Genomic DNA, 12969 nt, shown 5'->3' with positions numbered 1-12969 from the left:
GGGCCGCCTGAAGCGACCCCCGGCGCAACCGCGTTGTCCACGACACCAGCGACAGGATCCGCGCCCGGGCACGGCGACCGGGGTGCCTTGTGTGCGCCGGCGAACGGAAGTCATGGGTCGCGGCGTGAGATCCGCCGCGGTTTTCCGTAATGCGGAGTGCTCCTTACACCTGCTGACCAATTTCCCCAGGTATCCCACCTTGAGGGGATGCCGCGTCCTCAGGGTTCGCCCTAGAGTCCACCTCACGCCTTCCAACGGCGCGGCCTTCAGCCCCGATGGACGGCACCGATCCCAACGACGTCCTTTCTAGGACTTGCAACGCCCGGTCAGCTCCGCTGGTCGGGCGTCCTTTTTTGGGGGATGGCGGGGGGCACGAATTGGCCACCCGAAGTCATCGGAGGTCCGTGTCGGGTGAGCCCGGTTCAACCCTGCCCGCGCCGCTCCGGCTGATCCTGATGCAGGAACACCGCGAAGGTGTCCCACGGCAGCGGTGACTGGATCTGCTTGAGCATCCGTCCCACCTCGCCGCGGTGGTACCCGTCATGGGTCACCACATGGAAGAGCATCTCCTCGCGCGTCATCGCGCCGCGGCCGCCGTCGGTGAAGTTGAACGCGATGCGCTCGGCCAGTTGCTCGGGCGTGATGGCCGCGACGTACTCCAGCAACCAACGGTCTGACGCCGCATGCGCCGCGCGCAGCGCCTGCGGCGTGGGCGTGTCGACGGTGTTGTTGGCCTCGTAGCCGTGCGGCTGGCCGGTCAGATGGCCGGTGAAGATCTGGTTGACCACGTAGACGTGGTTCAGCACGCGCAGCGCCAGGTGGCGCGCTTCCCCGAACCGCTCGGCATCGAGGTCCTCGATCGCCCGCAGGAACCCGTCGTGGGCCCAGGCCTGGTAGCGGAACAGGGTCGACAGCATCGATGCGGTGCTCATGGGCGCTCCTTGGCAATCGGCCCGGGATGGGCCTCGGCTCGGCGACATCATGACAGCGCCGCTTCCGCCTCGCCGAAGGTCAGCTCGGGGGCACGGCCTCGTCCGGCTGGACGCCGATCACCTCGCAGCTCGCGAGCACCACCCGCAGCTGCGCGGCGGTGAGCTCGGCGACCAGCAGCGGCCGGCCGCCGACCGGCTCGCCCGCGGCCTTCGCCGCGTCGAGCGCGCGCCGTGCGCCGGCCATCGCGGCCGGCCCCGGCTTGAGCCGCAGCAGCACCCGGGCCGTGCGGTCCGGGCTGCGGTCCAGCGACGCGAGCAGCGCCGCGGCGCCTTCGATGGCCTCCATGGCAGGGCACTCCACGGTGGAAGAAAACAGCGGCGCGCCCGGCGAGCCGGCCACCGCGCCGTCGCCGCCCATCAGCGCGCAGGCCATGCCCATCAGGGCGGCGGCGATGCACGCCGGCATGCGCAGGCGCGACAGACGCGGTGACCGGGCCCTCATGGCTGGGCCGTCACGATGGTGCTGGTCGCCGGATTGTTGTCCAGCATCACCCAGCCCGGGCAGCTGTTGCCGGAGCAGGCCGCGCCCGTCGAGCGCCAGATGCGGCCATTGCCATGGCGCTGGTAGAGCCCGCTGGTGGCCGCCTCGATCTGCACGGTCGCGCCGTTGTTGTCGAGCATCGTCCAGCCCGGGCAGCTATTGCCGGAACACACCTGGCCGGTGAAGCGCCAGACCTTGCCGTCCGCATGGCGCTGGAACAGCCCGCCGACGTTGGCCGCGATCTCGCGCGCCGCCGGGTTGTTGTCCAGCATCGTCCAGCCGGGGCAGCTGTTGCCGGTGCAGGCCACGCCGGTCGAGCGCCAGATCGCGCCGGTGTCATGCCGCTGGTACAGCTGGCCGCCCGCCGCGGCCAGCGCCTTGGCATGCGGGTTGTTGTCCAGCATGGTCCAGCCGGGGCAGCTGTTGCCGGAGCAGGCCGCGCCGGTCGAGCGCCAGATCGCGCCGGTGTTGTGCAGCTGGTAGAGCCGCGTGCCGTCCGCGACGATGTCGATCGTGGCCGGGTTGTTGTCCAGCATCGTCCAGCCCGGGCAGCTGTTGCCCGAGCAGGCCGCGCCGGTCGAGCGCCAGATCTTCCCGTCCGCATGCCGCTGGTAGAGCGAGGTGCCGCCCGCCGCGATCTGCTTCGTCGCCGGGTTGTTGTCCAGCATCTGCCAGCCCGGGCAGGCATTGCCGCCGCAGCGGATGCCGGTATAGCGCCAGACCTTCCCGTCCGCGTGCAGCTGGTACAGCGCGTTGCCGCCGGCCGCGATCGCGCGCGTCGCCGGGTTGGCGTCGAGCAGCACCCAGCCCGGGCAGCCGGCGCCGTTGCAGGCCACGCCGGTGTGGGCCCAGATGCGACCGTCGGCATGCATCTGGAACAGCATGCCGCTGGACAGCGCGAAGGGCTGCGGCGCGAGCTGGTTCACCGCCGCTTCCAGATTGATGCGCCGGCGCGTGAGGTTGTTGCGCGTGTCGGTGATCGCGACGCCGGTGGCCTGCAGCGCGCCGAGGATGTCGCCGACGTTGGCGCCCGGGACGACCGAGCGGATCGCCGCGAAGGCGCCCGCCACATGGGGCGTCGCCATCGAGGTGCCGTTCTTCGCGCCGAAGCCGCCGCCGGTCACCGACGAGGTGATGCCCGATCCCGGCGCCAGCAGGTCCACCAGCGCCGCGCTGTTGGAGAAGCTGGAGACGAGGTCGCTCTTGGTTGTCGAGCCCACCGTCACCGCGGTCGAGATGCAGCCCGGCGCGCTGACGCCGGTGGCCGAGCCGTTGTTGCCCGACGCGATCACCGTGGCCACGCGCACGGCCAGCAGGTCGTCGATGACGTCCTTGCGGGCATCGGCATCGCAGGCCGCGGCGTTGACGCCGCCGCCCAGGCTCATGTTGGCCGAGACGATGTTGCGCGCCGCGCGCCGCTCCAGCACCCGCTGCAGGCCGCGGATCTGGTCCGAGGTGAAGCTCAGGATGCAGGGCGAGGCCTTGTTCGAGTTCGCGCAGGGCGTGTTCCCCGGCGAGTCGGTGAAGCGCGAGAACACCTGCACGGCCATGAGGTTGGCGTCCGGCGCCATGCCGTTGAAGGTGGTGGCGCCGGTGGCGCGGCCGGCGGCGATGCCGGCCACGTGGGTGCCATGGTCGCAGCCGCTGATCGCGCAGGCCGCGCCGGAGCCGACCGCCGTGCTGCTGGACGCGCCGCCCGGGCAGAGCGAGGTCGAGTTGTTGGCCGCCGAGGTCGTCGAGAAGCAGGCCTCCTCGACGACGCGCCCGTTCAGGAACGGATGGTTGGCCTGCACGCCGGTGTCGAGGATGGCCACCGTCGTGCCGGCGCCGCGCGCGCCCAGTGCATGGGCCTGCGGCGCCCGCACCAGCGGGCCGGACTCGGCCAGCGTTGCGGGCACCGGCACGTCCTCGGTCAGCTCGGCGATCTCGCCGTTGGCGACCAGCGCATCGAGCTGGGCCGCATCGACCTCCATCACCACCAGCGCGGTGTCGGGCAGGCCTTCCACCGCGTCGGCGCCGCGGGCTCGCAGGCGCAGCACCAGCTGGTCGCGTGCGCCGCGGATCGCGGGCGTCTCGCCGATCGCGCGCAAGGGCTCGCCGGCGGGACCGGCCCCGGTCGCGTGGGCCGACAGCCGCGCGATCACCCGCAGCTTGCGCGGCGATTGCAGCGCCTTCGCGCGCAGCGCCGAGTAACCGCCCACGCGCAGCGCCTCGCCGGTGCGCAGGGTCACGCCCTGGACCACGTCGGTCTCGGGCTTGAGGGTTTGTGCCGCGGCGGGCGTCATGCCCAGCAGCGCGGCGGTCGCGCCGCACAGGGCCGCCCAGGCGGCCATGCGACGACGCATCACAGTCAACGAAGTCATACCTGTCTCCTGACGGCCAACATCGACCGCCCGGGGCGACTTTCGGCGGCGGCGCTTCACGAAAAAACCCATGGACTAGGGAGGCCGACCCCCATGGGAGGGAAGGCGAGGCCCCTCGGATCAGGGATGTTTCCCCACGGCGGGGGAGGCAGCAGGGGCGAAACGGCCGCCGGCTGCCGTGCGAGCAGCGGCTGACAAACCATGCATAAACGTGCAAGAACGGGATTGATCATGCATACTCCGGCGCTTCAACCGAGGCGCGACATGACGCAACCCGACCTTCCCCAAGCCCGCCGACAGCTCATCGCCGAGCGCCTCTCGGCGGGCCAGTCCGTCGTGGCGGCGGACCTCGCCACCGAATTCAAGCTCTCCGAGGACGCGATCCGCCGCGACCTGCGCGCGCTGGCGGCCGATGGCCTGTGCCGCCGCGTCTATGGCGGCGCGGTGCCGGTGCAGGACAGCGACCGTCCGCTGGCGGCGCGGCTGCGTGAGGCGCCGGGGCGCAAGTCGGCGCTCGCGCGGGCGGGCGCGGCCACAGTCCGGCCGGATGAACTGGTCTTCATCGACACCGGCAGCACCAACCTCGCGCTGGTCGAGTTCCTGCCCGAGGACGCCGGGCTGACCATCGCCACCAACGCGGTCGACGTGGCGGCGGCCGTGCTGCGCCGGCAGGACCTGCGGCTGCTGATGCTGGGCGGCGAGGTCGACCGCCACCTGGGCGGCTGCGTGGACGCGGCCGCGGTCGATGCGCTGTCCCGGATGCGCATCGACCGGTGCTTCGTCGGCGTCTGCTCGCTGTCGGTGGCGGACGGCGTCATGACGACGCAGTTCAGCGAGGCGGCGTTCAAGCGCACGCTGATCCAGAACAGCCGCCAGGTCGTGGCGCTGCTGACCAGCGACAAGGCACGTGCTTCCGCTCCGCATCACATCGCCGACTTCGCGATGCTCAAGACGGCGGTGATCGAGCAGGACCTCGATGCCGGCGTGGTGCGCGGCCTGCGCGAAGCCGGGGTCGACGTGATCGCCGTGGAGACCGCGGCATGAGCGCCGCGCCGCAGAGCCTCACGGGCGCCGAGCCCGTGGTCGAGAAACCCGAGCATCGCCTCGCCGTGCGCCTGGCCTTCCTGGTGGCGGGCTTCGGCGTCGCCTGCTGGGCGCCGCTGGTGCCTTTCGCGCGGCAGCGGCTGGGCGTCGATGAAGGCGCGCTCGGCGTGCTGCTGCTGTGCCTGGGCTTGGGCTCGGTCGTGGCGATGGTCGCCGCCGGCATGCTGAGCACGCGCTTCGGCACGCGCTTGGTGATGGTCTGCAGCGGCTTCGGCATGGCGGCGCTGCTGCCCTTGCTGGCCTTCGCGGGCTCGCCCTGGACTCTGGGCCTGGCGCTGGCGGCTTTCGGCGCATGCCTGGGATCGCTCGACGTCGCGATGAACATCAACGCGCTGGAGGTCGAGCGCGCGGCGGGCAAGCCGCTGATGTCCGGATTCCATGGGCTCTACAGCGTGGGCGGCTTCATCGGCGCGGCCTTCATGACGCTGCTGCTGTCGATGGACTTCGAGCCGCTGCACGCGACGCTGCTGGGCGCCGCGCTGATGGCGCTGGCGGTCGTGGTCGCCTGGCCCTATGTGCTGGAGACGGCGCGCTCGTCCAGCGGGCCGCTGTTCGTGATGCCGCGCGGCCTCGTGTGGTTGATGGCGCTGCTCGCCGCGGTGACCTTCCTCGCGGAAGGCGCGGTGCTGGACTGGAGCGCGCTGCTGCTGATCGAGGCGAAGCTGGTCGCGCCGGCGCAAGGCGGCATCGGCTTCATGCTGTTCTCGATCGCGATGACCGCGGGCCGGCTCACCGGGGACGCGGTGGTCGCGCGCCTGGGCGATCGCCGGACGCTGGTGGTGGGCGGCGTGGTCGCGGTGCTGGGCGTGGCGGCCCTGCTGCTCGCGCCGGTCCGCGCGGTGGCCTTCGCGGGCTTCGTGCTGATCGGCCTGGGCGCGTCCAACCTCGTGCCGGTGCTGTTCCGGCGCGCCGGCCAGCAGGCGGTGATGCCCGCTGCATTCGCCGTCTCGGCGGTGACGACCGCGGGTTATGCGGGCGTGCTGCTCGGGCCGGCGTTGATCGGCTTCCTTGCTGCGGGCGTCGGACTGTCGACCGCGTTCTGGCTGCTGGCCGCGCTGCTCGCGCTGGTGCCCTTGAGCGCGGTGAAGGTCACGCGCTGAGCCCTCAGTAGCCGCCGCCCATCACGCCCTTGAGGTGGTCCACCAGCAGCCGTACGCCCTGCGGCGTGTGGCTGCTCCACGGATGGATGGCGTAGATCGCGTCGCCGAAAAAGCCCACGGCGCGCCAGTCCGGCAGCACCTCGACGAGACGGCCGTCGCGCATCGCGTCGCGGGCGCTGAAGTCCGGCAGCAGCGCGATGCCCAGCCCCGACAGCGCCGCGTCGCGCAGCACCTCGCTGTTGCTCGCGCGGAAGAGGCCTTGCACCGGCACGCGCAGGCGCTCGGGCGCCGGCGCGCTGGCGGCGCGCTCGAAGAACCATTGCGCCGGCCCCGGCCGCAGGTAGGGCAGGCAGTGGTGCTGCGCCAGTTCCGCCGGATGTTGAGGCCGGCCCGCGCGCGCGAGGTAGGCCGGGCTGGCCGTCAGCAGCGCCCGCGACGGGCAGAGCTTGAAGGCGACATGGGTGTCCGGCGGCGCGCTGGTGTGCCGGATCGCCAGGTCGAAGCCCTCCTGCGCCAGCGGCACCAGGCGGTCGGACAGGTCGAGCTCGATGCGCAGTTCCGGATACCGCTCGAAGAAGGCCGGCAGCGCGGGCGCCACATGCTGCCGCCCGAGCGCCACCGGCGCGGTCACGCGCAGCAGGCCGCGCGGCGCGCCGGCGGACTCGCGGGCCTCGCCCAGGCTGCGGCTGAGCAGGGCCAGGCCGGGCTCGGTCTGCTCGACCAGGCGCGAGCCCGCTTCGCTCAGCCGCACCGAGCGCGTCGTGCGCTGCACCAGCTGCTGGTCCAGGTGGCGTTCCAGGTCGGCGATCCGCTGGCTCACCGCCGCCTTGGACAGGTTGAGCCGCTGCGCCGCCTTCGTGAAGCTGCCCAGCCGCGCGACCGCGATCAGCGCCTGCAGCTGCGACCACAGGAGTTCGTCCCGGACTTCGGCGCGGACGGGGGAGGGGGCAGGGGAGCGCGGGGCCATTTGTTCAGTCTATCGAACAATGTGATCGGCGATCTGGCCTAGGCGGGGCAGGGCGCGCTGCCTAGACTCATGGCGATCCCCCAAGAAGCAGGAGACCGCCATGAGCCAGAGCGCCCCCGTCGCCCCCGTCGCATTCACCGACAACGCCGATATCACCCACTTCATCGCCGGCGAGCGCCGCCCGGCGAGTTCGGGACGCAGCCAGGCGGTCTTCAACCCGGCGACCGGCCAGGTGGCGCGGCAGCTGCAGCTGGGCAGCGCGGCGGACGTCGATGCCGCCGTCGCCGCGGCGCAGGCCGCCTTCCCAGCCTGGGCCGACGCGCCGCCGCTGCGCCGGGCGCGGGTGATGTTCAAGTTCCTCGAGCTGCTGAACCAGCACCGCGACCGCCTCGCCGCGATGATCACCGCCGAGCACGGCAAGGTCTTCACCGACGCCCAGGGCGAGGTCTCGCGCGGCATCGACGTCGTCGAGTTCGCCTGCGGCGTGCCGCAGCTGCTCAAGGGCGACTTCACCGAGCAGGTCTCCACCGGCATCGACAACTGGACCACCCGCCAGCCGCTGGGCGTGGTCGCGGGCATCACGCCCTTCAACTTCCCCTTCATGGTCCCGATGTGGATGGCGCCGATCGCCGTCGCCACCGGCAACGCCTTCATCCTCAAGCCCAGCGAGCGCGACCCCTCGCCCAGCCTGGCCATCGCCGAGCTGTTCCAGCAGGCCGGCCTGCCGGACGGCATCTTCCAGGTCGTGCAGGGCGACAAGCAGGTCGTCGACGCGCTGCTGCACCACCCCGACGTGCGCGCGCTCAGCTTCGTCGGCTCCACGCCGATCGCGCAGTACATCTACGAGACCGGCGCCCGCCACGGCAAGCGTGTGCAGGCGCTGGGCGGCGCGAAGAACCACATGGTCGTCATGCCCGACGCCGACATCGACCAGGCCGTCGACGCGCTGATCGGCGCCGCCTACGGCTCGGCGGGCGAGCGCTGCATGGCGATCTCGGTGGCGGTGCTGGTCGGCGACGTCGCGGACCGCATCGTGCCCAAGCTGGCGGAGCGGGCGAAGGCGCTCAAGATCAAGAACGGCATGTCGCTGGATGCCGAGATGGGACCGATCGTCACGCGCGAGGCGCGCGACCGCATCGAGGGCGCGATCGCCCACGGGGTCGCGGAAGGGGCGACGCTGGTCGTCGACGGCCGCGGCCATCAGGTGGAGGGCCTGCCGGACGGCTTCTTCACCGGCGGCACGCTGTTCGACCACGTGCGGCCGTCGATGCGCCTCTACAAGGAGGAGATCTTCGGCCCGGTGCTGGCCTGCGTGCGGGTGAAGGACTTCGGCGAGGCGCTGGAGCTGGTCAACGGGCATGAATTCGGCAACGGCGTCGCCTGCTTCACCAGCGATGGCAACGTGGCGCGCGAGTTCGCGCGTCGCGTGCAGGTCGGCATGGTCGGCATCAATGTGCCGATCCCGGTGCCGATGGCCTGGCATGGCTTCGGCGGGTGGAAGAAGAGCCTCTTCGGCGACATGCATGCCTATGGCGAGGAGGGCGTGCGCTTCTATACGAAGCAGAAGAGCGTCATGCAGCGCTGGCCGGCGAGCATCGCCAAGGGCGCCGAGTTCGTGATGCCCACCAGCAAGTAGACGGGTCGGGACTGCCATCGCCGCTGGGCCGGTGGTGAGCGCGCCGCCCGATCAGCTACGCTTGCCGGATGTTTCCGAGCGGCGATCCCTCCTCCGATCCGATGTCCCCGGCAGCCCTCGACGGCGTGCCGCTGAGCGAGCTGCTCGCGCGCGCCCGTCTGGCGCAGCAGCAGGCGCGCCTGGACGACGGCCTCGCGCTGGCCGATGCCGTCTGGCATCGCGCCGATGCCGAAGGCTTCATCAACGAGCAGGCCGAAGCCGGCAAGCTGCGCGGCTTCTTCCGCCTGCGCATGGGCGACCTGCCGGGCATGCTGGACGTCGGCGAGCGCGCGTTGCGACTGATGCGGCCGCTCGGCGCCAGTCCCGCCGCCTGCGAACTGCTGCGCTGGATGAGCCTGGCCGCCTGCGAGCTCGGCGCCTACGAGCAAGGCCTGGCCTGCGCGCATGAGGCGCTCAAGCTCGCCGGCGAGCTGGGCGACCTGCGGCTGCACGCCGTCGCGCTGAACGGCCTGGGCGCCTGCTTCGAGCGCATGGGCGACCCGTGGCAGGCCGAGCGCCTGATGAGCGAGGCGGCCGGCCTGCTGCGCACCAACCCCACGCCCTACGAGCGCGTGGTCACGCTGACCAACCTGTGCACCGTCGCGCTCGGCGCGTACCACCTGCAGCGCGACGGCGCCGCGCCCGAGCAGGCGCCGCGCACGCTCGAGCGCGCGCTGGAACTCGCCCGCGAGGCGCGTCCGCATTCGCTGCAACTCGGCGACCGCTACGGCATCGCGCTGACCGCCTCCAACTTCGGCGAGGTGCTGCTGCTGATGGGCCGCCTCGACGAAGCCGAGCCGCTGCTGACCGAGGCCCGCGACGACAGCCAGCGCGCCGGCTTCCGCCTGCTCGACTGGCGCCTGCGCTGCATGCTGGCCGAGCTGCAACTGGCGCGCGGCCAGTCCAGCGCCGCGTGGCAGCAGCTGCAGGCGCTGCATGAGGAGACGGTGGCGCTCGGCGCGAACGCCGGTGCCGATCCGCACGCCGCGGCGACCGCGCCCGCCGCGCCTTCGCAGGTGCCGCTGTTCCTGAGCCTGCGTCTGCATCACGCCAGCTACCGCGCGGCCCGGGCGCTGGCGCTGCTGGGGCCATCGCTGTTCCACCTGGAGCAGGCGCGCACGCTGGAGCGCCGTCGCGCGGTCGGGCAGCTGATGGCGCAGTCGCAGTACTTCGTCTCGCGGATGGAAGCGGAATTCGCCAGCGGCGCGACGAGCGGCGACACGCGCGACACGGCCGAGTTCAATGATCCGCTCACCGGGCTGGGCAACCGCCGGTGCCTGGAGGCCCGCATGCCGCCGCTGCTCCGCGCGGCGGAGCAGGAAGCGCGGCCGCTGACGGTCGCGCTGATCGACGCCGACGGCCTGCGCAACATCAACGAGCGGCATGGCCACGAGACCGGCGACCGCGTGCTGCAGGAACTGGCGCAGCTGCTGCGCGAGAACACGCGCGGCTCCGACCTGCTGCTGCGCTGGAGCGGCGAGGAGTTCCTGGTGGTCTTCCCCGACACCGTGGCGGACCGCGCCTTCGAGGTCTGCGAGCGCATCCGCGCCAGCGTGTCGGTGCATCCCTGGCACCAGCTCGCGGCGGGCCTGGACGTGACCCTCAGCATGGGCCTGGCGAACGCGCCGCCCTATGCGACCGACCTGCTGATCGCGCGCGCCAACGCCGCGGTCGAGCGGGCCAAGCACCTGGGTCGCAACCGCGTCGCGCTGGCCTGAAGACCGCACACAGGGACAGGCTTTGCCTGTGGCGCCTCCGCGCCTGTTTCTACAATGAGAAGAGTTCTCATCTGGCCGGTAAACCGGCGCGGTTGAGCCTCGCGCCAGCCTGATTCCCACGCTCCACCGCGCCCCGCGACCTTGGTCGCGCGCCCCGCGCGATGCCGGAGCCGGACCCGCAAGCCCATCCCCTCCACCTCCCTTCGGGGCCGGTGCGCCCGTGCGCGCCGGTGTGCGGGCTTGCGCCCGCCTGCTGCTGCTCTTTCCCATGTCGCGTTCTTCCCTGTCCCCCATCGCGGCCGCCGTCGCGCTGCTGATGTCCACCGGCCTGGCACTGGCCGAGTCCCACCCCCGGGCCGTCCGCGCCGCCGACGCGCCGGCGACTGAACCCGCCGGGTCCACCGTCTCCGCGGACGCCGCCGTCGCGGCCGCCTCCGACGCGGCGGAGCCGTCGTCCTCATCCGCGGCCGAAGACGGCCCGCGCGCCGGTCGCCGCAACGCGCTGGACCGCGTGACCATCAGCGCCGCGCGCAAGAAGCTCGAGGGCGCCAGCACGCGCCTGCCGCTGAGCGCGCGCGAGACGCCGCAGTCGATGAGCAGCATCGACGCGAGCCGGCTCGAGAACGAGACGCTGATCAGCATCAACGACGTGATGCAGAACATCACCGGCGTGAACGTGTCCTTCTACGACACGCAGCGCCCGCTGTACTTCGCGCGTGGATTCCAGATCACCGATTTCCAGATCGACGGCATCCCCACCTACAGCGGCAACACGCAGCAGGAGTTCGACACCGTCTTCTACTCGCGCATCGATGTCGTGCGCGGCGCCAACGGGCTGACCACCGGCGCGGGCGTCCCGTCCGCGACCGTCAACATGATCCGCAAGCGGCCCGAGAAGGCCTTCTCCGCCTACGGCGGCCTGGTGATGGGCACCGACGACTTCCACCGCATCGAGGCCGACGTCAACACGCCGCTGACCCAGGACGGCCGCCTGCGCGCGCGCTTCATCGCGGCGGCGCAGGAGCGCGACGGCTTCCGCCAGCGCCACAGCGAGACCAAGACGGCCTTCATGGCCACCGTCGAGGCCGACCTGGGCGCCAGCACCACCGTCACGCTCGGCTACCAGGACCAGAACAACGTGCCGCAGGGCCCGATCTGGGGCACGATCCCGCGCTTTGCCTCGGACGGCTCGCTCGCGGGCCTGCCGCGCGAGACGAGCTTCTCGCCGTCCTGGACCCGCTGGTCGCGCCAGAACGGCACCTTCTACGCGCAGCTGGAGCAGAAGCTCGGCGACGACTGGACGCTCAAGGCCATCGCCAACCACAGCGAAGGCGACACCTTCCGGCTGGCCACCTACGCCAGCGGTTATCCGGACCCGGTCACCGGCGCCGGGCTGAAGCTGCTGGCGGCCGTCGGCAAGAGCTGGGAGCGCCGCGACAGCCTGGACGTCTACGCCGCGGGCACGCTGTCGCTGTTCGGCCGCAAGCATGACCTGGTGATCGGCGCCAACGGCGTGAAGACCACGACCGTCACGCCCACGCTCACCTCGGTGGCCGCCTGGAGCTACGCCATCCCCGACATCCGCAGCTGGGATGGCAGCGCGCCGGCGCCGACCTTCAGCGCCACCGGCGCCAAGCGCGTCGCCGAGACTGAGCAGAGCGGCCTCTTCGCGATGGGCCGATGGAAGCTGCTGGAGCCGCTGTCGCTGGTGACGGGCGCGCGGCTGAGCTACTGGAAGACCGCCACCGACGCCTTCAACACGGCGGGCACCTACACCGGCACGACCGGCGCCTACAAGGTCAGCAACGAGGTCTCGCCGTATGTGGGCATCGTCTACGACCTGAGCGATGCGCTGTCGCTCTATGCGAGCTACACCGATCTGTTCAAGCCGCAGAACTACAAGGACCGCAACGACAACCTGCTCTCGCCGATCCGCGGCAGCAACACCGAGTTCGGCATCAAGGGCGAGTTTCTCGACAAGCGCCTGGCGATGTCGGCCGCGGTCTTCGAGGCCAAGCAGGACAACTACGCGGTGCGCGACGTCGCGGTGCCGGAGGGCTCGCTGCCGGACGGCAGCTCCGCCTACGTCGGCGTGAACGGCACCCGCACGCGGGGCTTCGAAGTCGACGTCGCCGGCCAGATCGCGCCGGGCTGGACGCTGAGCGCCGGTTACGCCAACACGCGCATCACCCGCCACGCGCTGGACCTGATCTACGCGAACCTGCCGCGCCACACGCTGCAGCTGAGCACCAGCTACCGCTTCGGCGGCGCCTGGGAGCGGCTGAGCGTCGGCGGCGGCGTGAACTACCAGAGCACCGTCACCGGCTACGGCATCGCGCATCCGACCCTGGGCACGACCACCGTCACCCAGGGCGCCTATGCGCTGCTGAACCTGCATGCGACCTACCAGCTCAACGAGCGCTTCAGCCTGGGCCTGTCGATCCGCAATGCGCTCGACAAGACCTACTGGACCAACCTGGACTATCCCAACTACGGCGATCCGCGCAGCGTGATGCTGAGCGTGCGCGGCCGCTTCTGACGCGGGTCGCGATCGCGCCGCTCAGCGCAC

At 71.6% G+C, this 12969-nt stretch carries 9 protein-coding genes; 5 read left to right on the top strand and 4 right to left on the bottom strand.

Translation table 11 applies throughout. The annotated features are described in order from the left end of the window. Positions 1 to 422: 422 nt before the first annotated feature. The 3 genes from FHT38_RS22015 to FHT38_RS22005 form a co-directional block, all read right to left on the bottom strand. Positions 423 to 932, bottom strand: coding sequence for a DinB family protein (locus FHT38_RS22015; RefSeq protein WP_183493227.1), 510 nt, complete (start codon positions 930 to 932; stop codon positions 423 to 425). A gap of 79 nt (positions 933 to 1011) precedes the next feature. Continuing rightward, complete coding sequence (locus tag FHT38_RS22010; RefSeq protein ID WP_183493226.1) at positions 1012 to 1434, bottom strand: hypothetical protein; 423 nt, start codon at positions 1432 to 1434, stop codon at positions 1012 to 1014. Continuing rightward, positions 1431 to 3836, bottom strand: a complete 2406-nt coding sequence (locus FHT38_RS22005; RefSeq protein ID WP_183493225.1) for a S8 family serine peptidase — start codon at positions 3834 to 3836, stop codon at positions 1431 to 1433. The genes FHT38_RS22010 and FHT38_RS22005 overlap by 4 nt, the downstream gene beginning before the upstream one ends. A 264-nt stretch (positions 3837 to 4100) precedes the next feature. On the opposite strand from FHT38_RS22005, the gene FHT38_RS22000 reads away from it, so the two are divergent. Beyond that, a complete protein-coding gene (locus tag FHT38_RS22000; protein WP_183493224.1) occupies positions 4101 to 4880 on the top strand; it encodes a DeoR/GlpR family DNA-binding transcription regulator in 780 nt (259 codons plus the stop codon). Beyond that, on the top strand, positions 4877 to 6040 hold the full coding sequence (locus FHT38_RS21995; RefSeq protein WP_183493223.1) for an MFS transporter: 1164 nt from the start codon (positions 4877 to 4879) through the stop codon (positions 6038 to 6040). The genes FHT38_RS22000 and FHT38_RS21995 overlap by 4 nt, the downstream gene beginning before the upstream one ends. A 4-nt stretch (positions 6041 to 6044) precedes the next feature. Here FHT38_RS21995 and FHT38_RS21990 read toward each other — a convergent pair whose 3' ends face one another. Continuing rightward, on the bottom strand, positions 6045 to 7007 hold the full coding sequence (locus FHT38_RS21990) for a LysR family transcriptional regulator (protein ID WP_183493222.1): 963 nt from the start codon (positions 7005 to 7007) through the stop codon (positions 6045 to 6047). 100 nt (positions 7008 to 7107) lie between these two features. On the opposite strand from FHT38_RS21990, the gene FHT38_RS21985 reads away from it, so the two are divergent. From FHT38_RS21985 to FHT38_RS21975, 3 genes are all read left to right on the top strand, one after another. Further along, entirely contained in the window at positions 7108 to 8643 is a 1536-nt protein-coding gene (locus FHT38_RS21985; RefSeq protein ID WP_183493221.1) for a CoA-acylating methylmalonate-semialdehyde dehydrogenase, read from the top strand. Positions 8644 to 8744: 101 nt separating this feature from the next. Further along, a complete protein-coding gene (locus tag FHT38_RS21980) occupies positions 8745 to 10400 on the top strand; it encodes a GGDEF domain-containing protein (protein WP_183493220.1) in 1656 nt (551 codons plus the stop codon). A 268-nt stretch (positions 10401 to 10668) separates the two neighbouring features. Next, a complete protein-coding gene (locus FHT38_RS21975) occupies positions 10669 to 12939 on the top strand; it encodes a TonB-dependent siderophore receptor (RefSeq protein ID WP_183493219.1) in 2271 nt (756 codons plus the stop codon). Positions 12940 to 12969 lie beyond the last annotated feature (30 nt).

The organism is Mitsuaria sp. BK041, from assembly GCF_014193085.1.
GTDB lineage: Bacteria > Pseudomonadota > Gammaproteobacteria > Burkholderiales > Burkholderiaceae_C > Roseateles.
This window is presented reverse-complemented; position numbering and strand designations above follow the sequence as displayed.